At 61.3% G+C, this 25265-nt stretch carries 25 protein-coding genes and 2 pseudogenes; 13 read left to right on the forward strand and 14 right to left on the reverse strand.

The genetic code is table 11. The features are described from left to right. Positions 1 to 132 precede the first annotated feature (132 nt). Complete coding sequence (locus tag Q8R10_RS02260) at positions 133 to 1008, forward strand: class I SAM-dependent methyltransferase (RefSeq protein ID WP_305650618.1); 876 nt, start codon at positions 133 to 135, stop codon at positions 1006 to 1008. Positions 1009 to 1023: 15 nt separating this feature from the next. Here the strand turns inward: Q8R10_RS02260 and Q8R10_RS02265 are convergent, their stop codons facing one another. Further along, the gene (locus tag Q8R10_RS02265) at positions 1024 to 2250 is read right to left on the reverse strand and encodes an alpha/beta fold hydrolase (RefSeq protein ID WP_305650620.1); all 1227 of its coding nucleotides are present in this window, start codon (positions 2248 to 2250) and stop codon (positions 1024 to 1026) included. Positions 2251 to 2552: 302 nt separating this feature from the next. Between Q8R10_RS02265 and Q8R10_RS02270 the strand changes: the two genes are divergently transcribed. The 12 genes and pseudogenes from Q8R10_RS02270 (at position 2553) to lipA (ending at position 13981) form a co-directional block, all read left to right on the forward strand. Further along, positions 2553 to 3812, forward strand: a complete 1260-nt coding sequence (locus tag Q8R10_RS02270) for a glutamate-5-semialdehyde dehydrogenase (protein WP_305650621.1) — start codon at positions 2553 to 2555, stop codon at positions 3810 to 3812. Continuing rightward, positions 3805 to 4449 carry a nicotinate-nucleotide adenylyltransferase gene (gene nadD, locus Q8R10_RS02275; RefSeq protein WP_305650622.1) on the forward strand — a complete coding sequence of 215 codons (645 nt, stop codon included), beginning with the start codon at positions 3805 to 3807 and terminating at the stop codon, positions 4447 to 4449. The genes Q8R10_RS02270 and nadD overlap by 8 nt, the downstream gene beginning before the upstream one ends. 22 nt (positions 4450 to 4471) lie before the next feature. Next, positions 4472 to 4882 carry a ribosome silencing factor gene (rsfS, locus tag Q8R10_RS02280; protein ID WP_371133282.1) on the forward strand — a complete coding sequence of 137 codons (411 nt, stop codon included), beginning with the start codon at positions 4472 to 4474 and terminating at the stop codon, positions 4880 to 4882. 9 nt (positions 4883 to 4891) lie between these two features. Then, a complete protein-coding gene (rlmH, locus tag Q8R10_RS02285) occupies positions 4892 to 5359 on the forward strand; it encodes a 23S rRNA (pseudouridine(1915)-N(3))-methyltransferase RlmH (RefSeq protein ID WP_305650624.1) in 468 nt (155 codons plus the stop codon). A gap of 161 nt (positions 5360 to 5520) precedes the next feature. Continuing rightward, complete coding sequence (mrdA, locus tag Q8R10_RS02290) at positions 5521 to 7452, forward strand: penicillin-binding protein 2 (RefSeq protein WP_305650626.1); 1932 nt, start codon at positions 5521 to 5523, stop codon at positions 7450 to 7452. Between the two features lie 52 nt (positions 7453 to 7504). After that, complete coding sequence (rodA, locus tag Q8R10_RS02295; protein WP_305650817.1) at positions 7505 to 8608, forward strand: rod shape-determining protein RodA; 1104 nt, start codon at positions 7505 to 7507, stop codon at positions 8606 to 8608. Between the two features lie 101 nt (positions 8609 to 8709). Next, positions 8710 to 9648: pseudogene (gene mltB, locus Q8R10_RS02300) on the forward strand (lytic murein transglycosylase B); the annotation flags it as partial. Next, positions 9645 to 10664, forward strand: a complete 1020-nt coding sequence (locus tag Q8R10_RS02305; protein WP_305650628.1) for a septal ring lytic transglycosylase RlpA family protein — start codon at positions 9645 to 9647, stop codon at positions 10662 to 10664. The pseudogene mltB and the gene Q8R10_RS02305, both read left to right, overlap by 4 nt. A gap of 76 nt (positions 10665 to 10740) precedes the next feature. Then, positions 10741 to 11919, forward strand: a complete 1179-nt coding sequence (locus Q8R10_RS02310; protein WP_305650629.1) for a D-alanyl-D-alanine carboxypeptidase family protein — start codon at positions 10741 to 10743, stop codon at positions 11917 to 11919. Between the two features lie 72 nt (positions 11920 to 11991). Next, positions 11992 to 12270: a DUF493 domain-containing protein gene (locus tag Q8R10_RS02315; RefSeq protein ID WP_305650630.1), complete on the forward strand. Its 279-nt coding sequence runs from the start codon at positions 11992 to 11994 to the stop codon at positions 12268 to 12270. Further along, on the forward strand, positions 12270 to 12992 hold the full coding sequence (lipB, locus tag Q8R10_RS02320) for a lipoyl(octanoyl) transferase LipB (RefSeq protein WP_371133283.1): 723 nt from the start codon (positions 12270 to 12272) through the stop codon (positions 12990 to 12992). The genes Q8R10_RS02315 and lipB overlap by 1 nt, the downstream gene beginning before the upstream one ends. Then, complete coding sequence (gene lipA, locus Q8R10_RS02325) at positions 12989 to 13981, forward strand: lipoyl synthase (protein WP_305650632.1); 993 nt, start codon at positions 12989 to 12991, stop codon at positions 13979 to 13981. The genes lipB and lipA overlap by 4 nt, the downstream gene beginning before the upstream one ends. 119 nt (positions 13982 to 14100) lie before the next feature. Here the strand turns inward: lipA and Q8R10_RS02330 are convergent, their stop codons facing one another. The 13 genes and pseudogenes from Q8R10_RS02330 to urtB all read right to left on the reverse strand — a co-directional run bounded on the left by Q8R10_RS02330 (position 14101) and on the right by urtB (position 25159). Then, positions 14101 to 14673: a HupE/UreJ family protein gene (locus tag Q8R10_RS02330; protein ID WP_305650634.1), complete on the reverse strand. Its 573-nt coding sequence runs from the start codon at positions 14671 to 14673 to the stop codon at positions 14101 to 14103. Between the two features lie 34 nt (positions 14674 to 14707). Then, the gene (gene ureG, locus Q8R10_RS02335; protein WP_305650636.1) at positions 14708 to 15322 is read right to left on the reverse strand and encodes an urease accessory protein UreG; all 615 of its coding nucleotides are present in this window, start codon (positions 15320 to 15322) and stop codon (positions 14708 to 14710) included. Positions 15323 to 15337: 15 nt separating this feature from the next. After that, on the reverse strand, positions 15338 to 16015 hold the full coding sequence (locus Q8R10_RS02340) for an urease accessory protein UreF (RefSeq protein ID WP_305650638.1): 678 nt from the start codon (positions 16013 to 16015) through the stop codon (positions 15338 to 15340). A gap of 61 nt (positions 16016 to 16076) precedes the next feature. Next, positions 16077 to 16577 (reverse strand): urease accessory protein UreE, encoded by a 501-nt coding sequence (gene ureE, locus Q8R10_RS02345; protein WP_305650640.1) that lies wholly within the window; start codon positions 16575 to 16577, stop codon positions 16077 to 16079. A 269-nt stretch (positions 16578 to 16846) separates the two neighbouring features. After that, positions 16847 to 18547, reverse strand: a complete 1701-nt coding sequence (gene ureC / locus Q8R10_RS02350; RefSeq protein ID WP_305650642.1) for an urease subunit alpha — start codon at positions 18545 to 18547, stop codon at positions 16847 to 16849. Between the two features lie 135 nt (positions 18548 to 18682). Beyond that, the gene (locus tag Q8R10_RS02355) at positions 18683 to 18991 is read right to left on the reverse strand and encodes an urease subunit beta (RefSeq protein ID WP_305650644.1); all 309 of its coding nucleotides are present in this window, start codon (positions 18989 to 18991) and stop codon (positions 18683 to 18685) included. Next, positions 18988 to 19541: pseudogene (locus tag Q8R10_RS02360) on the reverse strand (N-acetyltransferase family protein). Before Q8R10_RS02360 ends, Q8R10_RS02355 begins: the two are co-directional and overlap by 4 nt. 105 nt (positions 19542 to 19646) lie before the next feature. Next, entirely contained in the window at positions 19647 to 19949 is a 303-nt protein-coding gene (locus tag Q8R10_RS02365) for an urease subunit gamma (RefSeq protein WP_305650646.1), read from the reverse strand. Positions 19950 to 19952: 3 nt separating this feature from the next. Continuing rightward, a complete protein-coding gene (locus Q8R10_RS02370) occupies positions 19953 to 20804 on the reverse strand; it encodes an urease accessory protein UreD (RefSeq protein WP_305650648.1) in 852 nt (283 codons plus the stop codon). Positions 20805 to 20874: 70 nt separating this feature from the next. Then, complete coding sequence (gene urtE / locus Q8R10_RS02375; RefSeq protein ID WP_305650649.1) at positions 20875 to 21573, reverse strand: urea ABC transporter ATP-binding subunit UrtE; 699 nt, start codon at positions 21571 to 21573, stop codon at positions 20875 to 20877. 54 nt (positions 21574 to 21627) lie between these two features. Continuing rightward, the gene (urtD, locus tag Q8R10_RS02380; protein WP_305650651.1) at positions 21628 to 22488 is read right to left on the reverse strand and encodes an urea ABC transporter ATP-binding protein UrtD; all 861 of its coding nucleotides are present in this window, start codon (positions 22486 to 22488) and stop codon (positions 21628 to 21630) included. Further along, positions 22485 to 23588, reverse strand: coding sequence for an urea ABC transporter permease subunit UrtC (gene urtC / locus Q8R10_RS02385; protein WP_305650653.1), 1104 nt, complete (start codon positions 23586 to 23588; stop codon positions 22485 to 22487). Before urtC ends, urtD begins: the two co-directional genes overlap by 4 nt. Further along, positions 23588 to 25159: an urea ABC transporter permease subunit UrtB gene (gene urtB / locus Q8R10_RS02390; protein WP_305650655.1), complete on the reverse strand. Its 1572-nt coding sequence runs from the start codon at positions 25157 to 25159 to the stop codon at positions 23588 to 23590. The genes urtC and urtB overlap by 1 nt, the downstream gene beginning before the upstream one ends. Positions 25160 to 25265 lie beyond the last annotated feature (106 nt).

Here is a 25265-nt window from a genome sequence, read left to right on the forward strand (position 1 = left end):
CGCAAGCGCGCACGGGACATTGCTCGGTGACCGTGATTACGCAAACTAAGGGTGGGATAGTTCACTGCGAGCTGTCGCCGGCGGGCGGCGCGGCATAGTCTGGCGGCCATCATAACAATAAGAGTCCAACTCATGGCTGAACGAGCGCGGGTTAGCAGTGCCCATATCTCGCCGAGTGCGCACTACACCGGCTATGTGTGGTATCGCCATCAACTGGCCGATCCGGCCTTCGCCACCGACCTGGGGCGCTGGATTCACGGCGTGCTGCGTCCGGTCACTTGGGGCGCCCGGGTTGGTTTTGGCATCGATCTGGAAAACCTGCTGCTGCAGCGCCATCTGCTGATCGATGCCCGTTTGACCCAGGCCATCGAGCAGGCTGGGGTTTGTCAGGTGGTCGAAATCGCCTGTGGTTTGTCGCCCCGTGGCCGGCGCTTTACCGCCCGCTATCCGAGCCTGCGCTATATCGAGGCCGACCTGCCGGTGATGGCTGCGCGCAAGCGCCTGCTGCTGCAGAGCCAGGGCTGGCTGAGCCAGAATCATCAGGTCAAGGCGGTGGATATTCTTGCTGGCGACGGCCGCGATACCCTGGCCAATTTGTTTGCTGGGCTCGATCACAGCTTGCCGATCTTGGTGATTACCGAAGGCTTGGTGAATTACTTCGAGTTGCCGGTGATTGAGGCGTTCTGGGCGCGCCTGGCGACGCAGTTGCAGGCGTTTCCCCAGGCGACTTATCTGACCGATCTGTACCCGAATCTGCAAGAGCATCCGCGTTACCGGCAATTGCGTTGGGGTGTGGAGCTGGTCGGGCGGCTGACCCGCGGCAGTTACCCGCTGCATTACCGCAATGCCGAGGAGATAGTCGCAGGCTTTACCCGCTGCGGCTTTAGCGCGACCGCAGTGCTCGACCCCGATCAGCACGCCCAGGCGTTAGGCTTGCCGACGCCGCGCTTGCCCGGTTTGGTGCGGGTCATCGAGGCGCGCTGCCAGGGTTTAACAGCCGCGCAGTAGTTTTTCCGTGGTCTGTTAGGCGCAGGCGGCGGTGGGCAGCATTGCCGGGCGCAGCAGTGCGGCCAATGCGGCGCTGGCGTGGGCATCGCTGTGCACAAACACGAAGGCCAAACCGTGGCTGTCGTGGCGCAGGCTGAGCAACGGGTGCTGACTCTGGTCGGCCAGCCGCAGTTGCCAGCCGCGCCCGTCAGTGGCGGGCAGTTGGCCTTGCAGTAGGCCGCCAAAAAAGCCCAGCTCAAGCAGCTCCACCGGCCACTCGCCGGCCTCGGCATGCCACAGGCTGGCACGGCGCTGCAGTGCCGGTGCGCGCGGTTCATGGCGTTTATCCAGTTGCAGCAGTTGGCTGCGGGCCAGTCGGCTGGTGCCGGGGCTGGCGATGGGCAGGGCCTCGCCACGCAAAAAAGGGCTGTACAGCTGGGCGCAGGCTTCACGGCGTTCGAATTGAGCCAGATGGTCGGCGTGGTGAATGATCACGCAGTCGGCATTGCTGCAGGCGGCGGCAAAGCGCGCATGCTCCCAGGGCTGGGTGAAGTGGTCGTGCTCACCGGCCAGCAGCAGCGTCGGGCAGCTGGGGTAGCGCTCAAAACCGTTAAAGCTCAGCAGGCGCCGGGTATTTTGCTGGTAGCGCTCGATTTCCGCTGGAGTCAGGCGCTGCATCTGTCGCAGTAGGGCTTTGCGAAACACCGGCGAAACCCCGGTGTCGTGTTGTTGCAGTGGATTGAGCAGGCCGGTCAGGGCCGCTTGAGCAAAGGCGGCGCTACGGCCCTCGGCGAGCAGCTGCAAACCTTCTTCCAATAGGCGCCGTGCGCCTTGCCGGGCCAGGGCGGTAATCCCCGACAGCAGCAAGCGCGCGCAATGCTGCGGATGGCGTGCGGCAAACAGCGCGGCCAGCGCCGAGCCGTAGGACAGGCCGATCGGCATCAGCGGCGGCAGCTGCCAGTGCTCGGCAAAGGCGGCAATCAGGTCGGCCAGTTGCGCCAGCGACAACTCGGGGGCCAGCTGCAGGTTGCCGCCCTGGCTCGGCAGGTCGAGCAGAATCACCGGGTGCTCGGCGAGCAATTCGCCGACTTCGCCGGCAAATGAGCGAAAACTCTGAAAGGCGCCGCCCAGCAGCAGTACCGGGCTGCGTGGGTCGTCGGGGTGTTGAGCAAAGGCCAGGTAATGCAGGTGCCAGCCGCCCAGTTCGAGAATCTGCGGGGCGCCGGCCAGCAGGCTGGGGTTGTAATCGGTGCGGTAGCGCATGGCGAGTACTCCGGCGGTGCTCCGCCTCTTGTGCTTCGCGCTCGGTAGGTGGCTGCCGGCGCTGGGTATGTTGGCAAGGTAAACATTCGCCACACTTTTGTTTACCTAACCTTCGGGTGGCCTCGCCGGCGCTGCCCTGTCTGAGTGTCACCGTCTCGGCGGCAGGCCCGCGGCGCGGCGCTTTGCCGGGTAACTCAGAGCCGGCGCGGGTGGCAATGTTTACCATCCGCCCGACGCTGCTGGGCTTGCGGTGGCCGGGCGGCTATAATCGGCGGCTTTACTTACTTTTGATCAATCAGACCATGACTGAGTCCGTGCTCGATTACATGACCCGCCTCGGTCGCGCCGCCCGCGCCGCCTCCCGGCAGGTCGCCCACGCCAGTACCGCCCAGAAAAACCGCGCCCTGCTGGCGACTGCCGAGGCGCTGGACGCCGCGCGCGCCGAGCTGGCGGCGGCTAATCAATTGGATCTCGCCGCAGGCCTGGCCAGTGGTTTAGAGGCGGCACTGCTGGAACGTCTGGAACTGACACCTGCGCGTATCGACGGCATGCTGGTGGGTTTGCGCCAAGTGGCGGCGCTGCCGGACCCGGTCGGCGCAATTCGCGACATGAGCTACCGGCCTTCGGGTATTCAGGTCGGCAAGATGCGCGTGCCGCTGGGCGTGATCGGCATCATCTATGAGTCGCGGCCGAATGTGACCATCGATGCCGCCAGCCTGTGTTTGAAGTCTGGCAACGCCACCATTTTGCGCGGCGGCTCCGAGGCGATTCATTCCAATCGCGCCATTGCCCTGTGCATTCAGCGCGGCCTGGCCGTGGCCGGTTTGCCAGCCGCCGCCGTGCAAGTGGTGGAAACCACCGACCGCGAGGCCGTTGGCGCGCTGATCAGCATGCCGGAGTTCGTCGATGTGATAGTGCCGCGCGGCGGCAAAGGCTTGATCGAACGCATCAGCCGCGACGCTCGCGTGCCGGTGATCAAGCACCTGGACGGCATCTGCCACGTGTATGTCGAGGCGCTGGCCGACTTGGCCAAGGCCCAGCAAATTGCCTTCAACGCCAAGTGCTACCGCTACGGTATTTGCGGCGCGATGGAGACCTTGCTGGTCGATCAGGCGATTGCGGCGGATTTCTTGCCGGCCATGGCCGCCCAGTTTCGCGCCAAGGGCGTGGAGTTGCGCGGTTGTGAGCGCACTCGCGCGCTGATCGAGGCGCTGCCGGCCACCGAGGCCGATTGGGGCACCGAGTATCTGGCGGCGATCTTGTCGATTCGCATCGTCGATGGCCTGGACCAGGCGATTGAACACATCAATCACTACGGCTCGCACCACACCGATTCGATTGTCACCGAGCACCAGGGGCAGGCCCGGCGCTTTATCGCCGAGGTCGATTCCAGCTCGGTGATGCTCAATACGCCAACCTGTTTTGCCGATGGTTTTGAGTACGGTTTGGGTGCGGAGATCGGTATTTCCACCGACAAACTGCATGCCCGTGGCCCGGTGGGGCTGGAGGGGCTGACCTGCGAAAAGTATGTGGTGATCGGTGACGGTCAGTTGCGTGGCTAGAAAAGTCGGTATCCTTGGCGGCACCTTTGATCCGATCCATATCGGTCACCTGCGCGGTGCCATCGAAGTTGCCGAGCAATTGGGCCTGGACGAGTTGCGGTTAATCCCCAGTGCCCGGCCGCCACACCGTGATACGCCGGCGGTCAGCGCGGCGGATCGGTTGGCGATGGTCGAGCTGGCGGTGGCCGGATTGCCGCAGTTGCTGGCCGATGGGCGCGAACTGCAGCGCGCGTTGCCGTCTTACAGTATCGACACCCTGGAGTCGTTACGTGGCGAGTTGGCGGCGGACGATCAGCTGTTTTTGCTGCTCGGTTGGGACGCCTTTTGCGGCTTGCCGAGCTGGCATCGCTGGCTGCAGTTGTTGAGTCATTGCCATCTGCTGGTGCTGCAACGCCCGGATGTCGGCGGCGTATTACCGCCGGTGTTGCTTGAGTTACTGGCGGCGCGGCAGGTGCGCGATATCCAGGCCTTGAGCGGGCCTGGCGGACAAATAGTATTACTTGCGCAGGCGCCGTTGGCGGTGTCTGCCAGCCACATTCGCCAGCTGCTTGGCAGCGGCAAGTCGGCACGTTTTTTAGTGCCTGACGCGGTACTGGCCTATATCCATGCGCACGGACTTTACCCTGCGTCGAACTGAACATGAGGCAAGTGAGTTATTTATGAGCAAGCAAAAAAACCAACTGAGCAGCGACGAAGTAGTCAAATTGGCAGTCGCCGCCCTCGAAGACCTCAAGGCCCAGGATATTCTCAGCATCAACGTGCGCGAGAAAACCAGCATCACCGACTACATGGTGATCGCCAGCGGCACCTCTAGCCGTCATGTTAAGTCGCTGGTCGACAACGTCCTGGAAAAAGTCAAAGAACAGGGTGTGCGCCCACTGGGCAGCGAAGGCTTGGACAGCGGCGAGTGGGCCTTGCTCGACTTGGGCGATGTGGTAGTGCACGTGATGCAGCCGTCCACCCGCCAGTTCTACGACTTGGAGAAACTCTGGCAGGGCACCGAGCAGAGCCGTTTGCAGCACAGTCATGAGCAATTCATCGCCAGCGAACACAAACCCGAACACGAATAAGGCCGCGTTGTGCGCCTGCGCCTGATCGCCGTTGGTTCGCGGATGCCCAAGTGGGTGGAAGACGGTTGGCAGGAATATGCCAAGCGTTTACCGTCCGAGTTGGCGCTGGAGCTGGTGGAAATCCCGCTCAATACCCGTGGCAAAAATGCCGACGTGGCGCGCCTGATCCGTCAGGAAGGCGATGCCATGTTGGCCAAAGTGCTGCCGGGGGAGCGGGTGGTCACGCTCGAAGTCGAAGGTAAACCCTGGAGCACCGAGCAGCTGGCGGCCGAGCTGGATCGCTGGCGCCTGGATGCGCGCACCGTCAATTTGATGGTCGGCGGCCCCGAGGGCTTGGCTCCGCAAGTGTGTGCCCGCAGCGAGCAGCGTTGGTCGTTGTCGCCGCTGACCTTACCGCATCCGCTGGTGCGGATCTTGATCGGTGAACAGATTTATCGCGCTTGGACTGTGTTGTCCGGGCACCCTTATCACAAGTGATTGCGACTGACTAAGAATGCCGTCCTTGATAGCCGCATGTTTGCCCTCACGCCAAACCCTTGTCATCAAAATGATTGCGACCGACTAAGATGCCGCCCTTGATAGCCGCATGTTTGCCCGCACGCCAAACCCTTATCATCAATGATTGCGATTGACTAAGAATGCCGCAGCCGATCCGCATTAAGGACCACGAGAGAGACGCCCGCCTAGTACGCAAACGGGTGGTGGTCGGCGCCGTGGCGATTGTTTTGTTGATCGGCGTGTTGATTGCACGGCTGTATTTCTTGCAGGTGGTTCAGTACGACTATCACTCGACGCTCTCGGAAAACAACCGCGTACACGTGCAGCCGATTCCGCCGAGTCGCGGGCTGATCTACGACCGTAACGGGGTGATCATCGCCGACAATCGACCCAGTTTTAGCCTGAGCATGACCCGCGAGCGCTCCGGCAAAGACTGGTTGCAGCTGCTGGACGTGATAGTCGAGGTGCTGGAACTCACCCCCGATGACCGACGCTTGTTCGAAAAACGCATGCGCCAAGGCCGTCGCCCGTTTGAGCCGGTGCCGATTTTGTTTGAGCTGAGTGAGGAGCAGATTGCCCGGATTGCGGTCAATCAGTTCCGCCTGCCCGGCGTCGAGGTGGTCGCGCAGCTGGTGCGCCACTACCCGCAGGGCGAGCATTTTGCCCATTCGGTCGGTTACGTCGGACGGATCAATGAGGCCGAACTGAAAAAGCTCGATCCGATCAATTACAGCGGTACTCACCATATCGGCAAGACCGGCATCGAGCGCTTTTATGAGCCGGAGTTGCATGGCTCGGTGGGCTATGAAGAGGTTGAGACCAATGCCCGTGGGCGCGTTCTGCGGGTGCTGAAACGCACCGATCCACAGCCCGGCAAAGACATTCATCTGGCCATGGATGTCGGCCTGCAGCAGGCCGCCGAGGCGGCGTTGGCCGGCAAGCGCGGGGCCATAGTGGCGCTCGATCCGGCCAATGGCGATGTGTTGGCGATGGTCAGCCTGCCCAGTTTCGATCCGAATTTGTTTGTCACCGGGATTGGCTTGAGCGCCTATGCAGAGCTACGCGATTCAATTGACCGGCCGCTGTTTAATCGAGTCTTGCGCGGTTTGTATCCGCCGGGCTCAACCATTAAACCGGCGGTGGCGGCGGCCGGTTTGGACGCTGGGGTGATCACCGGTGAGTCGCGGGTATTTGATCCGGGCTATTTCCAGCTGCCTAACTACGACCACAAGTACCGTAACTGGAACCGTACCGGCGATGGCTGGGTGAATATGGAAATGGCCATCATGCGCTCCAACGACACCTATTTTTACGAGCTGGCGCACCGGCTTGGGGTGGATCGGTTGGGCTTGTATCTGGGCCGCTTTGGCATCGGCCAGAAGGTCTCGTTGGATATGTTTGAAGAGTCGGCGGGCTTGATGCCGTCGCGCGAGTGGAAGCGTGCCCGCTACCGTCAGGCCTGGTACCCAGGTGAAACCTTGATTCTGGGGATTGGTCAGGGGTATATGCAGACCACGCCTTTGCAGTTGGCCCAGGTGGCGGCCTTGCTTGCCAACAAGGGCAAATGGAATCGGCCGCATTTGGCTAAAGATATCGATGGCGTGGCGCCCCAGGACTTGGTGCGCCCGCCCGAGTTGCAACTGCCCCGCCCGATGGCCGATATCCAATTGCGCGACCCCAAGAGTTGGCAGCAGGTCAGCAATGGCATGCAGCAGGTTATGCACGGAGCCCGGGGCACGGCGCGCAAGGTCGGCGAGTCGGCGGTTTACCGGATTGCCGGCAAGAGTGGTACGGCGCAGGTGGTGGCGATCAAGCAGGGCGAGAAGTACGATCGCTCCAAGGTTCAGGAGCGCCACCGCGACCATGCGTTGTTTATCGCCTTCGCGCCGGCGGACAACCCCAAAATTGCCGTGGCGGTGATGATCGAGAACGGTGAGTCAGGTTCCGGCGTGGCGGCCCCCATCGTGAAACAAGTGATGGATGCCTGGCTGCTGGGGCCTGACGGTCAGCTCAAGCCCGAGTTTCGTTCACCTGCGGATATGCGCAGTAAAACCATGAGTCAGCAACCATGAAGCAGCCAGCATGAGCAGCAGTTTTGATCGCAGTATCTCTGGCGATGACGTTTTGCGCCGCCGCGCCAGCTTGCTGCAGCGCCTGCACATCGACGGCCAATTACTGCTGATTCTGCTGGTCTTGATCGCCGGCGGTTTGTTTGTGTTGTATTCGGCCAGCGGTAAAAACTGGGACCTGCTGTTTAAGCAGGCCGCCTCCTTTGGCATTGGTTTGGTGGCGATGTGTGTGGTCGCGCAACTGGACCCGCGGTTTATCGCGCGCTGGGCGCCGCTGGCTTACGTGCTGGGGGTGGTGTTGCTGGTGGCGGTGGATGTCATGGGGCATAACGCCATGGGCGCCACGCGCTGGATCAATATCCCCGGGGTGATCCGTTTTCAGCCGTCGGAATTTATGAAAATCATCATGCCGGCGACCATCGCCTGGTACCTGGCCAAACGCAGTTTGCCGCCGAAAATTCAGCATGTGTTGGTGGGTTTAGGCCTGATAGGCGTACCCTTTGTGCTGATTGTGCGCCAGCCGGATCTGGGCACTGCCTTGCTGATTCTGGTTTCCGGTTTGTTTGTGATGTTTATGGCCGGTCTGCGCTGGCGCTGGATTCTGGCGGCGGTGGCGGCGGTGGTGCCGATTGCGGTGGGGATGTGGTTTTTTGTGCTGCTGCAGTATCAAAAACAGCGGGTGCTGACCTTTCTCGACCCCGAAAGCGACCCGCTGGGAACTGGTTGGAATATTATTCAGTCCAAAGCAGCTATCGGTTCTGGCGGTGTATTTGGCAAAGGTTGGCTACTGGGCACCCAGTCGCACCTGGATTTTTTGCCGGAAAGCCATACCGATTTTATTATTGCCGTGCTTGGCGAGGAATTTGGCTTGGTCGGCATCTGTGTGCTGTTGCTGGTTTATTTGTTACTAATTGCCCGCGGCTTGGTGATTACTGCCCAAGCGCAGACACTCTTCGGTAAGCTATTGGCCGGCAGCCTGACCATGACTTTCTTTGTCTATGTGTTCGTCAATATCGGCATGGTCAGTGGCTTGTTGCCGGTGGTCGGTGTGCCATTACCTTTTATTAGCTACGGCGGCACCTCGATGGTGACGTTGATGACTGCGTTTGGGATCTTGATGTCGATCCATACCCATCGTAAATGGATCGCCCAGGTTTGATAACAATGAATGATTTAACCCACCACTCCATGCCCGTGTTGCGCCGCTTGCTGGCGCGCAAACTCACCGGCTGCGCCTTGCTGGCGAGCCTGTGCGGCGCGCAAACGGCGCAGGCAGTGGACTATGACAACTCGCCTGAAGTGGCCAGTTTCGTTAGCGAAATGACCAATGCCCATGGTTTTGCCAGTGAGCAATTGAACCTGTTATTTACTCAGGTTGAGCGCAAGCAGTCGATTCTCGATGCCATCTCGCGGCCGGCAGAAAAAGTTAAGCCGTGGAGCGAATACCGGCCGATCTTTATCACCGAGGCGCGGATCTCCCGCGGGGTCGATTTTTGGCGGCAGCACGAGGCCGCTTTGCTGCGCGCCCAGCAGGAATATGGGGTTGATCCACAGGTGATAGTGGCGATCATCGGTGTCGAAACCTTCTACGGTGGCAATACTGGTAATTATCGGGTCATTGATGCGCTCACCACCTTGGGCTTTGATTACCCGCCACGGGCGCCGTTTTTTCGCCAGCAGCTGAAAGAGTTTTTACTGCTGACCCGTGAACAGCAACTCGACCCCCTCAGCGTCAAAGGTTCCTATGCCGGCGCCATGGGTTTGCCGCAGTTTATGCCGAGCAGTTACCGGGCCTTTGCGGTCGACCTGAACGGCGACGGCAAAATCAATGTCTGGAGCGACCCGGCTGACGCCATCGGTAGCGTCGCCAGTTACTTCAAACAGCATGGCTGGACTGCCGGCGGCTTGGTGGTGAGTCGCGCCGAGGTGCGTGGCGCCCATGTCGATGAGGGCCTGACTGCGGGCATTGAGCCGGTGAAAACTGTGGGTGATTTGCGTGCCCTCGGTTGGTCCAGTCATGACGCCTTGCGCGCCGATTTGCCGGTGACCGCCTTTCGTTTCGACGGTGCCGAGGGCCCGGAATACTGGCTGGGGCTGTCGAACTTTTACGCCATTACCCGCTACAACCGCAGCGCCATGTATGCCATGGCGGTGCACCAACTGTCCGAGAAGTTAGTGCAAGCGCGGGGCGTTAAATGAAGCGCGCGGCGGCCTGCAAACTCGCTGTGAATCTGGCGTTGGCATTACTGCTGGTCAGTTGTTCACACAATCGCGCGCCAAAGCCGCTGCCGACCACTGGGCCAATCTCCGGCCCGGGCAATTATGCCAAGCCGCACCGCGATGGCGCGCCTTGGTGGGATGTGGACGTGTCACGAATCGCCGATGCGGTGCCGATGCCGCATTACGGGCCGGTCAAAGCCAATCCCTACACGGTGCGGGGCATAACCTATTATCCGCAACGCAACGCCGAACGTTATCAGGCCATTGGCTTGGCTTCGTGGTACGGCACTATGTTTCACGGCGAGGCCACGGCCATTGGCGAGAAATATGACCTGTATGGCATGACCGCCGCGCATAAGACCTTGCCGCTGCCCAGCTACGTGCGTGTGACCAACGTAGAGAACGGCAAAAGCGTGATCGTGCGGGTTAACGACCGTGGGCCGTTTTATTCCGATCGGGTGATTGACCTGTCGTTTGCCGCCGCCAAGAAACTCGGCTATGCCGAAGCCGGCACCGCCCGCGTGCGGGTTGAAGGGATTGATCCGCACCAGTGGTGGGCCCAGCAGGGTCGGCCGGTGCCGCTGGTGTTGGCCGGGCCGCAGAAAGTGGCGCAAACGCCGCAGCCCTTGACCGTCGCCATGGCGGCGCCGATTGAAGAGTATTCGCCGCCGGTTAATCAACATGCTGAGGCAGTGTTGCCTATGTCAGTTTCGGAGTCGCTGTCGGCACCGCTAAAAAAAAACGCTTCCGCACCAGTCGCTGGGCTGTATCTCCAGGTGGGCGCCTTCGCCAACCCGGACGCTGCCGAGCTCCTCAAAGCCAAGCTGAGCCAGGCAGTGACTGCCCCGGTGTTTATCAGCTCGGTGGCGCTCAACCAGCAGACACTGCACCGAGTCCGCCTGGGGCCGATCAGCACTCAGGCCGAGGTTGAGCAAGTACAAGAATCTGTGCGGCAGGCCAATTTGGGTCAGCCGAGCTTGGTTCGAGCGCAATAGCGGTCGTCACCACGCATAGCGCCGCGAACCTTGTTGAGCGCGCATTCAATTTAGAACCTAGGACCCAGAGATACTGATGAATATCATCCGCTTTGCCCAACGTCTGTCATTCCTTGCTTTGCTGGTTACCGCCCCTGTTGCCGCGGTGTCTGCGGCGCAGGCCACACCGGCGCCGCCGCAGTTGGCGGCTAAGTCCTATGTGCTGCTGGATGCCGCCAGTGGCAATGTGCTGGTGGAAAACAACAGTGACCAGCGCCTGCCGCCGGCCAGCCTGACCAAGCTGATGACCGCCTATATCGCCACGTTGGAGATCCGCAAGGGCAAGATCGGTGAGCAGGACCTGGTGCCCGTCAGCGAGCACGCCTGGCGTACGGGTGGTGCCGCGTCCGGTGGTTCCACCATGTTCCTGCCGTTAAACAGCCAGGTGAAGGTCGATGACCTGCTGCACGGCATCATCATCCAGTCCGGCAACGACGCCAGCATCGCGCTGGCCGAGTACATCGCTGGCACTGAGGATGGTTTCGCCGACATGATGAACGAGACTGCCGAGCGTCTGGGCATGAAGAACTCGCACTTTATGAACGCCACCGGCCTGCCGCATCCTGAGCACTACTCCAGCGCCCGCGATATGGCTATTTTGGCGCGCGCCATCATCAACGAAGACCCGGCGCACTACGCCATCTACTCGCAAAAAGAGTTCTACTGGAACAACATCAAACAGGGTAACCGCAACCTGCTGCTGTGGCGTGACAAGACCGTCGATGGCCTGAAGACCGGCCACACCGAAGAGGCCGGTTTCTGCCTGGTGTCCTCGGCGGTGCGTGAAGGCGCGCGGATGATCACTGCGGTGTTCGGTACTGTCAGCGAGTCGGCTCGCGCGGCGGAAACCCAGAAACTGCTGACCTATGGCTTTCGCTTCTTCGAAACCAAGACCTTCTATCAGAAGGCTGTGGAACTGGGCAAGGCGCCGGTGTGGAAAGGTCTGGAACGTGAAGTCAGCGCCGGCCTGACCGAAAACTTGACCCTCACCGTGGCCAAGGATCAGGCGAAAAACCTGCAAGCCAGCATGACCTTCTTGCCGCAATTAATTGCACCTATTGCGGCCGGCGCGGTGATTGGTAAAGTTGAGGTAACGCTGGACGGCAAGGTGGTCCACAGCAGTGATCTGGTGGCCTTGCAGGCGGTTGAAGAAGCCGGTTTCCTGCGCCGGATGTGGGACGGCTTGCGCTTGTTCTTCTTCGGTATATTCAACTAACACCGCGTCCGGGCACGCCTAAAGGGCGTGCCCGGCACCGGTTGCAGAGGTCTTTGTGGATGAACACTCTCTATGAATAAGAATGATCTGCCACCACCGGTAATCGAGTTTCCTTGCCCGCTGTATCCGATCAAGGTGATTGGCGATGCCGGCGAGGGCTTTGCCGAGATGGTCATCGAGGTCATGCAGCGCCATGCGCCAGACTTCGATCCCCGCACCCTGACCCGGCGTGACAGCAGCAATGGTCGCTTTCACTCCTTTCAGGTGTTGATTACCGCCACCGGACCGCTGCAGTTGGAGGCGATCAACAGTGATTTGCGCGCTACTGGCCGTGTACATATGGTGCTCTGATGCACGCTAGCCAGGAGCCACGTACAGATGCGGCGGTGATAAACCTGCTGGGCGTGCGTGAGCTGGGCCTGCAGCCCTATCAGCCGGTTTGGCAGGCGATGCAGGACTTCACCAATAATCGCAGCCCGGACAGCGCCGATCAGCTCTGGTTATTGCAGCACGAAGCGGTGTTTACCCAGGGCCAGGCCGGCAAGGCCGAACATCTGCTGTTGCCGGGTAATATCCCGGTGGTGCAGGCCGATCGCGGCGGTCAGGTGACCTATCACGGCCCCGGCCAGCTGGTGGCCTATGTGCTGTTGGATGTGCGGCGTTTGGGCTTTGGGGTGCGTGAGCTGGTCAGTCGTATCGAGCAAAGCCTGATCGAGTTGCTGGCCAGTTATGGTATTAACGCGGCGGCCAAGGCCGATGCGCCGGGGGTGTATGTGGATGGCGCGAAGATCGCCTCCCTGGGCCTGCGGATTCGTAATGGCCGCTGCTTCCATGGCCTGGCACTGAATGTGGATATGGACCTTGAGCCGTTTGCGCGGATCAACCCCTGTGGTTATGCGGGACTGCGCATGACCCAGATGCGTGACCTGATCGGCCCGTTGGCCGGGCCGCTAGAATTGTCCGAAGTAAGTGCCCGATTGCGCGCACAGCTCGTCAAACACCTCGGCTACCTTGAGCAAACGACCCTAACGGGTGAACAGACGACCCTCTCGGGCGGAATCCAAGCATTATGAGCATTGAAACCACAGGCAGCACTGAGCTGGCAGGCAAAGCCCCGCTCAAAGTCGAAGCGGGGGTCAAACTGCGCGGCGCCGAGAAGGTGGCGCGGATCCCGGTAAAAATCATTCCCACCGATGAGTTTTTGCGCAAGCCCGACTGGATTCGCGTGCGCATTCCGCTGTCGCCGGAAGTCGATAACATCAAGCAGCTGCTGCGCAAACACAAGCTGCACAGCGTCTGCGAAGAGGCCTCCTGCCCAAACCTGGGCGAGTGTTTCTCCGGTGGTACCGCGACCTTTATGATCATGGGCGACATCTGCACCCGGCGCTGCCCGTTCTGCGACGTTGGACACGGCCGGCCGAATGCGTTGGATGCCGATGAGCCGAAGAATCTGGCGGTGGCCATTGCCGACCTGCGGCTCAAGTACGTGGTGATTACCTCGGTGGACCGCGATGACCTGCGTGACGGTGGTGCCCAGCACTTTGCCGATTGCCTGCGCGAGATTCGCCTGCTGAGCCCCGGTGTGCAGCTAGAGACCCTGGTGCCCGACTACCGTGGCCGCATGGACATCGCCCTGGCGATTACCGCCAGCGAGCCGCCGGATGTGTTCAACCACAACCTGGAAACCGTGCCGCGTCTGTACAAGGCGGCGCGTCCGGGTTCGGATTTCGAGTGGTCGCTGGACCTGCTGCAAAACTTCAAAAAGCTGGTGCCGAATGTGCCGACCAAGTCGGGCCTGATGCTCGGTTTGGGCGAGACCGACGAGGAAGTCATCGAAGTCATGCAGCGCATGCGCGAGCACGATATCGACATGCTCACCCTCGGCCAGTACCTGCAACCGACCCGCAGCCACTTGGCGGTGCAGCGCTATGTGCACCCGGATACCTTCGCCTGGTTCGCCGAAGAAGGTACCAAGATGGGCTTCAAGAATGTCGCGTCCGGCCCGCTGGTGCGCTCTTCTTACCACGCCGACAAGCAGGCCCATGAGGCGAAGAACAGCTAAGAGTTGCGTGGATAAAAAAGGCGACCAGCGGGTCGCCTTTTTTGTTTTGGTTCAGCTAGAGGGCGCTGATTAGCTTGGCGCCGTGCGTTCTCAGGCTGGCAGTCGTGGCTGTGAGTGGGTTAGCTGACCAGCCACCATACGCCGGCACTGGCGGTCCCCAAACCGGCTATTCGTACCAGTGGCGCAGCGGCCTTGGGCAGGTAGCGCACCAGGGCATACCCGCCGGCATGCAGCAGCAGTGTGGCGGCGCTAAAGCCTGCGGCATACGCCCAGGGGCTGGCGGCGCTGGGTAGCTCAAGACCATGGGCAACCCCGTGACTGAGGGCGAACAAGGCGCATAGGCCGCTAGCCACGGCCATCGGCAAGCGCGCCGCGACGGCCACCAGCAGGCCCAGGGCCAGCACCGAGGCGGCGATGGCACCTTCCAGCAAGGGCAATTGCACGCCGCTGAAGCCCAGTAAGCCACCGATCAGCATGCTCGCCACAAAACTCAGCGGTAACGCCCAGCGTGCGGTGCCCTGTTGTTGTGCTGCCCACAGGCCTACCGCCAGCATCGCCAGCAAGTGATCAAGACCAAACAGTGGGTGCGCCAAGCCCGCCAGCAGACCGCTGTGATCGTGTCCGGGGTGGGCAAACGCGGCCGCCGGGCTGAGCAACAGGCTCAGGGCGATAAGAACTTTAAAACGCTGCATAGTAGTCTCCGATGGTCAGCTATTTTGGTTGGAGTTAGGCGGCGTTGAGCATGCCGTGACGTTCGATAAAGGCGATGATTTGCGCCAGGCCCTGGCCGGTTTTTTGGTTGCTAAAGACGAAGGGTTTGTCGCCGCGCATGCGCCGCGTGTCGCTGTCCATCAGTTCGAGTGAGGCGCCCACCAAGGGGGCTAAATCGATTTTGTTGATGACTAATAAGTCCGACTTGCAGATGCCGGGGCCGCCTTTGCGCGGTAGTTTGTCGCCGGCGGAAACGTCGATCACGTACAGGGTTAAATCGGACAGTTCTGGGCTAAAGGTGGCCGACAAGTTATCGCCGCCGGACTCGACAATAATTAAATCGAGCCCCGGAAAACGCCGATTGAGTTGCTCAATTGCCTCCAAATTAATCGAGGCGTCTTCGCGGATGGCGGTGTGCGGGCAGCCGCCGGTTTCCACGCCGATAATCCGCTCTGGGGCCAGTGCGGCGTTGCGCACCAAAAACTGCGCATCCTCTTGGGTGTAGATGTCGTTGGTGACCACGGCGAGGTTGTAACGCTCGCGCAGGGCCAGGCATAAGGCCAGGGTGAGGGCGGTTTTGCCGGAGCCGACGGGGCCGCCGATGCCGATTCGCAGGGGTTGGCTGTGCATCTGTGAGTCTCCTGATTAAGAGCGAAATAAGCGGCTGTACTGGCGCTCGTGCGCCATGCTAGCCAGGCCTAGGCCAAACGCGGCGCTGCCCCAGTGGGCCGGTGGCAGGTTGCTGGCGTGCTGCTGGGCGTCGCTTAACCGCGGTAATAACTCTGAGGTTAAGCGCTGGGCCGCTTGCTGGCCGAGGGGCAGGGTTTTCATCAGCACTGCCAATTGGTTCTCCAGCCAACCCCAGAGCCAGGCGCTGAGTGCATCGGCCGGGCTAATGCCCCATGCGCGGGCGGCCAGCGCCCACGCCAGCATTAGGCTGGGTTGGTTGAGGCGGGTCAGGCAGTCGCGACCGGGCTGGTCTAACTCGGGTAATTGCTCCAGCAGTTGCTGCAGCGAGTAGCCCATTTGCCGGCTCTCTTGCTGCAGTTCACGGCTTTCGCGGCTGGCGCGTTGGCGTTCGGCCAGGTGCAGCAGTGTGTCCCAGTCTGCATTGTTAGCGGCCACGCAATGGGCCAACAGCAGGGGGGCGTCAAAGCGTGCGAGGTTGAGCAGCAACTGATCGCTAATCCACTGCTGAGCGCTGGCCGAGTCGCAGACTAAACCTTGTTCGACGGCCATCTCCAAACCCTGCGAATAGCTGTAACCGCCAATCGGCAGTTGCGGGCTGGCGAGGCGTAGCAGCGCCCAGACGCTGGGGTTCACGTGCGCACGGCCATGGGTGCTGGCGTCCCCGCGCGGGAGGCCAACGAGCGGCAATGGGCCTTCATGTGCGTGCGCCAAACTGATGCAGGCGTGGCGCGTAGCTGAACTCGGCATCACCGGCATGTGAGTGGTGATGCCCACCGCCATAGGCGCCATGTTCCGGTTGGTAGGGCGCGTTTAGCAAGGTCACGCTGGCGCCTAACTGCTCAAGCATGGTTTTGAGCACGTAGTCGTCGGGCAGGCGCAGCCAACCATCACCCAGTTGCAGGGCTACGTGCCTATTACCGAGGTGATAGGCCGCGCGGGTGAGCTCAAACGCACTCGCGCAGGTTACATGCAACAGCGCTTCTGGCCGCGCGCAAACACGCACGATCCGGCCGTCTTGGGCCTGCAGGCAGTCGCCGTCTTGCAGCGGCGGCTGACCGCGTTCGAGGAACAGGCCGACATCTTCGCCCTGGGTGGTAAAGCAGCGCAGGCGACTCTTGCTGCGCGCCTCAAAACTCAAGAGCAACTCGGCGTCCCAGTGCGCGTTGGGTGCAATACGGTGGTGGATGACCAACATGGCGGTTTCCGGCAAATTGAATACGGCTAACAAAGCAAGGGTGGTGCCAAAACGCTGGGGGAGTTGGCTTTAGTGCTAAGAAAATCAGGCCTGATTAAAATTGTCTGTTTAGACAGATTTACTTGGTGCACTGCAACTTGGCGCGCACTGATCTGGTGCTGATTAGGCTTTGCCCCGCCCGCCGCAGTCTTGCAAGCTGTCGAGTCTGGGCGCCGTCCATGGCGCAGTGACTGGGGGCGTGGCTCCTGACCTATTACTGCGCTGCGGCCTCAGAACAGAAAATAGCGCTGCGCCAGGGGCAGCACCTCGGCCGGTTCGCACCAGAGTAATTGGCCGTCGGCCTTGACTTGGTAGTTCTGCGGGTCGACCTCGATGTTGGGCAGGTAGTCGTTGTGGATTAGGTCGGTTTTCTGCACCTCGCGACAGCCCTTCACGACGCCTATTTGCTTCTTCAGTCCTAGCTGTTCGGGCACGCCAGCCGCCAGCGCCGCTTGGCTGATAAAGGTCAGGCAGGTGGCGTGGCGTGAGCCTGCGTAGCTGGCGAACATCGGCCGGTAGTGCACCGGCTGCGGGGTGGGGATCGAGGCGTTGGCATCGCCCATCAGGCTGGCGGCAATCGCCCCACCCTTCAAAATCAAACTCGGTTTCACCCCGAAAAACGCCGGGCGCCAGAGCACCAGGTCGGCCCACTTGCCCACTTCGATGGAGCCGACTTCATGGCTGATGCCGTGGGTGATCGCCGGGTTGATGGTGTATTTGGCGATGTAGCGTTTAATCCGAAAGTTATCGTTGTCTGCGCCGTCGCCAGGCAGAGCGCCGCGTTGTTTTTTCATCTTGTCGGCGGTTTGCCAGGTGCGGGTAATCACCTCGCCAACGCGGCCCATGGCTTGGCTGTCGGAGCTGATCATGCTGAAGGCGCCGAGGTCGTGCAGGATATCTTCGGCGGCGATGGTTTCGCGGCGAATGCGCGACTCGGCAAAGGCCACATCCTCGGCAATGCTTGGGTCGAGGTGATGGCAGACCATCAGCATGTCCAGGTGTTCGTCGATGGTGTTCTTGGTGAAGGGCCGGGTTGGATTGGTCGAGCTGGGCAGTACATTGGCAAAGCCGCAGGCCTTGATGATGTCTGGCGCGTGACCGCCGCCGGCACCCTCGGTGTGGTAGGTGTGAATGGTGCGGCCTTTAAAAGCGGCGAGGGTGGTTTCGACAAAGCCGGACTCATTCAGGGTGTCGGTGTGGATCGCCACCTGCACATCGTATTGGTCGGCCACGCTCAGGCAATTGTCGATGGCCGCCGGGGTGGTGCCCCAGTCTTCGTGCAACTTCAGGCCGATGGCGCCGGCTTTGACTTGTTCAATCAACGGCTCCGGCAGGCTGGCGTTGCCCTTGCCGGTAAAGCCCATGTTCATCGGGAAGGCGTCGGCGGCTTGCAGCATGCGCGCCAGATGCCAAGGCCCAGAGGTGCAGGTGGTAGCGTTGGTGCCGGTGGCCGGCCCGGTGCCGCCGCCGATCATGGTGGTCACGCCGCTCATGAGCGCCTCTTCAATCTGTTGTGGGCAGATGAAGTGGATGTGGGTGTCGATGCCGCCGGCGGTGAGCAGCATGCCTTCGCCGGCGATCACCTCGGTGCCGGCGCCGATGGCGATGCTCACATTGGGTTGGATGTCGGGGTTGCCGGCCTTGCCGATGGCTTTGATGCGGCCGTCTTTCAAGCCGACGTCGGCTTTGACTATGCCCCAGTGGTCGATGATCAGCGCGTTGGTAATCACCGTATCGACTACGTCTTTAGCGCAGAGTTGGCTCTGGCCCATGCCATCGCGAATCACCTTGCCGCCGCCGAATTTCACTTCTTCGCCGTAGGTGGTGAAGTCCTTTTCCACTTCAAGCCACAGTTCGGTATCGGCCAGGCGCACCTTGTCGCCAACGGTGGGGCCGAACATGTCGGCGTAGGCTTGTCTGCTGATTTTCATCGATCAATTTCCTTGCTGCGCGATGGCTTGCGCGTGATTGGCTAACGGCGTGGCGAGGGTTGTTGCGGTTTTTGTAGGAGGGGCTTTAGCCGCGATAGCGTTATCGCGGCTAAAGCCCCTCCTACAGGGTTCAGCTCAATCCAGGTTGCCCATCACTCGACCGGCGAAGCCGAACACCCGGCGCAGGCCGGCCAGTTCCACCAGTTCAACATCGCGCGATTGTCCCGGTTCGAAACGCACGGCGGTGCCGGCCGGGATATTCAGGCGCATACCGAGGCTGCTGGCGCGGTCAAAGCTCAGGGCGTCGTTGCTCTCGAAGAAGTGGTAGTGCGAGCCGACCTGGATTGGCCGGTCGCCGCTGTTGGCCACCGTCAGGCGAAGGGTGCGGCGGCCGACGTTGAGTTCGATCACGCCGGGTTGGATCTGGTATTCGCCGGGAATCATGGTTGGGGCCTCGACAGGGTTTTGTAATAGATGGCGTTTGCCCGGTACTGCCCATCAGGGCCGCAGGCATAGTCGGGCAGGCCGCCTATGTAGCGGTACCCGAGCGCGTGGTAGAACTGTTCGGCCGGGCTGTCGGCTGCGGTATCCAGGTAGAGCAGGCCGCGCTGCCGCTCGCCAGTGGCGCCTTCGAGGCGCTGCAGTAGCTGGCGGGCGATGCCGCGGCGGCGCGCGCTGGCGAGCACCAGTAGCTTCTGCACTTCGGCGCGGTTGAGGCCGTTGCGCTTCTGGCACAGGCCCAGTTGCACGCTGCCGAGCACGCGCCCCTGCTCGAGGGCGACCCAGAGCAACAGCGAGCCATTGCGCAGACCGGTCAACACCTGGTCGAAGTAGGCGCTGGCTTCCTGCTGGTCGAGATCGTCAAGAAAGCCCACCGAGGCGCCGTACTGCACCGCATGCCGTACTGCACCGCATCTAGCAACAGCTCGATCAAACCTGGCCGATACGGTTCGAAGTTCTCCGCTGCGAGGCACTCGATGTGTGGGGCGGGAATCATGGGGGCTCCTTTTAGTCGCAGTTATAAGCTTCAAGCCGCAAGTGAAAAGCGCAGCCGAGCTGCTCTTACTTGCAGCTTATGGCTTGCCGCTTGTGGCTGCTTTTAAGCAATCGGCTGATGAACGGTCACCAGCTTGGTGCCGTCGGGGAAGGTGGCTTCGACTTGGATGTCCGGGATCATTTCCGGGATGCCTGTCATCACCTGTTCGCGGCTCAGCAGGGTGGTGCCGTAGTGCATCAGCTCGGCGACGGTCTGCCCGTCGCGGGCGCCTTCCAGCAGGGCGGCGCTGATATAGGCGATGGCTTCCGGGTAGTTGAGTTTCAGGCCGCGGGCCAGGCGCCGCTCGGCCACTAAGCCGGCGGTGAAAATCAGTAATTTGTCTTTTTCGCGAGGGGTTAAATCCATGGTTCAGGTGCTCCAAATGCGGGGAGGGACGGCGTCGCGGCCGAGTAGTTCAGGGCGCAGCAGGCGCCAGAGTTCGATCAGCCAGGCGCGCGCATGCAAGGCCTCGCCAGCCAGGCAACGGGCGACTAATAAGCCGGGCAGTTGGCTGAGATCGCCGCGCACTTGCCCCGAGGTGACGGCGGGCAATGCGCGGCAACGCTCCAAGAGTTCGGCGTCGATTTCGCCGCTGATCAGCAGGGTGGCGAACACCGGTTGCCCGGCCAGGCCGATGGCTGAGTCGAGCAAGCCATCATTGCCGACGATGCGCTGGCGTTCGTGCCAGAGCAGCTGGTCGTCGCGATAGATGTCCAGGTGCGCCTGGAAGTGGCCGTTGTCGAAACGCTCGCCACTGGCCGGACGGCCCAGGGCAATGATGTCCCAGTAGCACAGCCGCGCGTCGCCTTCGAGGTCGATACGGGTGCTCAGTTCGGCCTGGGCGCCGGCGTAGACGATGCTCTCCTGCGGCAGCCATTCCAGAGTAGCGCCCGCAGCGACCTTGAGCTTGAGCTGTTGATAGGCCGGGCCATTGGCGCGATACCACTTGGCGGCGCCTGGGCTGGTCAGTTGCGCCCACGCATCGGTGCCGACCGCGGCGGATATATGCAAACGATCACCGCCGGCAATCCCACCCGGCGGATGCACAATGATGTGCTGACACACCTGCGGGCCGTCGCCATACAGATGCTTTTGCACCCGCAGCGGGCCGAGATGGCGGCGCAGGGTCGGCCGCGTACTGGCGCCAAAGCGGCCATAACCAAGCTCCAGCTCGGCATGCCAGCTGGGGGTGAACAGGGGAGTGGCGACAGGTGCGTTCATGGGCTCGGGCTATCCGTACGGGTGAAATTCGCGCGGCCAATGGCGGGTTTCACCCGCCCTACGCCAAGGCTCAAATCGCCACCAAGCCGCGCACGCCGTCCGCGTGCATGCTGCTGCCACGGCCCTGCTGGACGATCTCGCCGCGGCTCATCACCAGGTACTGGTCGGCCAGTTCGGCGGCAAAGTCATAGAACTGCTCGACCAGCAAAATGGCCATGTCGCCGCGCTCGGCGAGCTTTTTAATCACCACACCAATCTCCTTGATCACCGAGGGTTGGATGCCTTCGGTGGGCTCGTCGAGGATTAACAAGCGCGGCTGACTGGCCAGTGCACGACCGATGGCCAGCTGTTGCTGCTGGCCGCCGGACAAGTCGCCGCCGCGGCGTTGTTTCATTTCGCGCAGCACCGGGAACAACTCATAAATAAACTCGGGCACCTGCTTGGCTTGGCTGCCGGGAAAACGCGACAGCCCCATCAGCAGATTCTCCTCCACGGTCAGGCGGGCGAATATTTCCCGGCCCTGCGGTACATAGGCGATGCCGGCGTGCACGCGCTGGTGCGGTTTGAGCGCGGTGATCGACTGACCTTCCCAGCTGACCGTGCCGTCTTTGGCTGCGATTAAGCCCATCAGGCATTTCAGTAGGGTGGTTTTACCCACGCCGTTACGGCCGAGCAGGCAGGTCACTTCGCCAACCTTGGCCTCGAACGACAGGCCTCGCAGGATGTGGCTGCCACCGTAATATTGATGCAGTTGTTGAACGTGCAGCATGTTGATGTCCTTGTGTGTGCGATGGCTGGATAAACCTCATCCCGCGACGAATAGTCAGCGGCCCAAATACACCTCAATCACCCGCTCATCGGCCTGCACCTGTGCCAGCGAACCTTCGGCCAGCACGCTGCCTTGGTGCAGCACGGTGACGTGGTCGGCGATGGCGCCAACAAAGCCCATGTCGTGCTCAACCACCATCAGCGAATGCTGGCGCGCCAGCGACTTGAACAGCTCGGCGGTGAACTCGGTTTCGGCGTCGGTCATGCCGGCCACGGGTTCGTCCAGCAGCAACAACTGCGGTTCTTGTACCAGCAGCATGCCGATCTCCAAGAACTGCTTCTGCCCGTGGGACAACAGGCCGGCCGGGCGATTGCGCGAGCTTTGCAGGCGAATGGTGTTGAGCACTGCGTCGATCCGATCACGCTGCTGGCCAGACAGCTTGGCGCGCAGGCTGGCCCACACGGACTTATCGGTTTTTAGCGCCAGTTCGAGATTTTCGAACACGCTTAGGGCCTCGAATACCGTTGGCTTTTGGAACTTGCGGCCGATGCCGGACTGGGCAATATCAACTTCACTCATGCGGGTTAGATCGAGCGTTTCACCGAAAAACGCCTTGCCCTGATCGGGTCGGGTTTTGCCGGTGATCACATCCATCATGGTGGTCTTGCCGGCGCCATTGGGGCCGATGATGCAGCGCAGTTCGCCGACGCCGATATACAGCGTGAGGTTATTTAGCGCCTTGAAACCATCGAAGCTAACGCTGATGTCTTCTAGCGTCAGGATGGTGCCGTGGCGCACATCCAGGCCCGCGCTGGCGGCGCTGCCTAAACCTATGGCTTCGCGGCTGCTGCTGGCGTCGGTGTTGGGGTCGTAGCTTGGGTCGAGCATAAGTTCAGGCACTGGGGCGGCTCTCATTGGTCCTTCCTCCGTAGCAGGCCGATCACGCCTTGCGGCAGATACAGAGTGACGACGATAAACAGCGTGCCCAAGGCAAACAGCCAATACTCCGGCAGCGCCACGGTGAACCAACTCTTCATGCCATTCACCAACCCTGCGCCCAGCAGAGGGCCGATCAGCGTGCCGCGCCCACCAAGGGCGACCCAGACGGCGGCCTCGATGGAGTTGGTCGGCGACATCTCGCTGGGGTTGATAATGCCCACCAGCGGCACATAGAGGGCGCCGGCCAGACCACAAAGCACCGCGCTCAGCACCCAGATAAAGAGCTTGTAGCCACGCGGGTCGTAGCCGCAAAACATCAGGCGGTTTTCGGCGTCGCGCAGCGCCGTGAGCACCCGGCCAAACTTGCTCTTGGCCAGCCGCCAACCGAGCAGCAAGCTGCCCGCCAGCAACAGTACCGTGGCCACAAACAGCGTGGCGCGGGTGCTCGGGGCGGTGATGTCGAAACCCAAGATGCGGCGAAAATTGGTAAAGCCGTTATTGCCGCCGAAGCCGGTTTCATTACGGAAAAACAACAGCATGCCGGCGAAGGTCAGTGCCTGGGTCATGATCGAGAAGTACACGCCTTTGATCCGTGAACGAAAGGCAAAAAAACCAAACACCAGCGCCAGCAAGCCCGGCGCTAACACCACCAAGCACAGGGCCCAGAGAAAATGTTGGGTGCCCGTCCAGTACCACGGCAGCTCAGTCCAGGACAAAAAGGTCATAAACGCCGGCAGCTGATCGCCTGCGCTTTCCCGCATCAGGTACATGCCCATGGCGTAGCCGCCCAAGGCAAAGAACAGACCGTGACCGAGCGACAACAAGCCGGCGTAGCCCCAGACCAAGTCCAGCGCCAAGGCCACCACCGCGTAGCAGAGAATTTTGCCCACCAGCGTTAGGCTGTAGGCCGAGACGTGCAGAGAATGCTCGGCGGGCAGCAGGTGCAGCAGCGGCATGGCCAGCAGCAGGGCCAACACCAGCAGAGCCAACACCAGGCTGGTTTGCGGGCCGAGCTTGGCGCTGGCGCGGGCCAGCAACGACTTGTTTGGCGGCATGGGATTGAGTGGCATAGTCATCAGTCGATCACCCGGCCCTTGAGGGCGAAGAGGCCTTGTGGGCGTTTTTGGATAAACAAAATGATCAGCCCGAGGATGAGGATTTTGCCCAGTACGGCGCCAATTTGCGGTTCAAGAATTTTGTTCGCCACACCCAAGCCAAAGGCCGCCAGCACGCTGCCGGCCAACTGACCAACGCCGCCGAGCACCACCACCAAAAACGAGTCAATGATGTAGCTCTGGCCAAGGTCAGGGCCGACGTTACCGATTTGGCTCAGGGCCACGCCGCCGAGACCGGCAATGCCCGAGCCCAAACCGAAGGCCAGCATATCTACGCGGCCGGTGGGCACGCCGCAGCAGGCGGCCATGTTGCGGTTTTGGGTGACAGCGCGCACGTTCAGACCCAGACGCGTTTTGTTCAGCAGCAACCAAGTGAGGGCCACCACAAACAGTGCAAAGCCGATGATGACCATGCGGCTGTACGGCAACACCAAGTTGGGCAGCACTTGCACGCCGCCCGATAGCCAGGCTGGGTTGGCCACTTCGACGTTCTGCGCGCCGAACAACATCCGCACCAACTGAATCAAAATCAGGCTGATGCCCCAGGTGGCCAGCAGGGTTTCCAGCGGGCGGCCATAGAGGTGGCGAATCACCGTGCGTTCCAGCGCCATGCCAATGCAGGCAGTGACCAAGAAGGCAATCGGCAGGGCGATCAGCGGGTAGAGAACCAGATAGTCCGGGGCGAGTTTCTGCAAGGCAATCTGCACCATATAGGTGCTGTAGGCGCCAAGCATCAGCATCTCGCCGTGGGCCATATTGATCACCCCGAGCAGGCCGAAGGTGATGGCCAGGCCGAGGGCCGCCAGCAGCAAAATCGAACCCAGCGATAAGCCACTAAAAGCTTGGCCGAGTAGCTCACCGAGCAATAAGCGGCGCTTAACTTGCGCCAGACTGGTTTGCGCGGCAGTGCGCACGTCAGCGTCGGTCTCGCTGTTGGCGTCCAATAGCGCTTCAAGGCGGGTGCGCGCCAGTGGTTCGCCGGTGTCGCCGAGCAAGCGTACCGCTTGCAGGCGTACGACCGGGTTGCTGTCGACCAGTTGTAGGTTGGCCAAGGCCAGCGCCAGCGCGGTTTTAACCGTCTCATCGGTTTCACCGGAAACCCGGGCATTGAGTAGTTGCCACTGCGCGGGTTTGGCGTTTTTTTGCAATTGCTGGGCGGCCGCTAAGCGCACGCTCGGATCGCTGGCGAGCAATTTCTGGCTGGCTTGCACGGCGGCTAAGAGGCCGCGCAGGCGGTTATTCAGTTGCAGTTTTTTCGGCGGGCTGGCCGGTTGCAGGGCACCTTCAACGGCGATGAACTGGTCAGCGGTTTGGATAAACGCCTGCTTGCTGCTGTCTTGGGCCAGGCGGCCTTGTTGCAAGGCATCGAGCAGTGGTTGGCGGGCGGGATCGGGTTGGGCGGCCCAGGTTTCCAGCAGTTTGGCCTGCTGGCTGGGGTTGGCTGCGACGAAGTCGGTAGCGTCGCCGGCGTGGGCGCTGATCGGCAGCAGAAGCGCCAATGACAGGAGCATTCGGTATAGGGCAGCAGGCATAGGTATGTCCTGAAAGAGGAGCTCGGTAGGCGCGAGCTTGCTCGCGATCGCGGTTGACCAGGACCACCGCGTCGCTTCGATCGCCAGCCAGCTGGCTCCTACAGAG

This window comes from Pseudomonas sp. (genome assembly GCF_030698175.1).
Taxonomy (GTDB): Bacteria; Pseudomonadota; Gammaproteobacteria; order Pseudomonadales; family Pseudomonadaceae; genus Aquipseudomonas.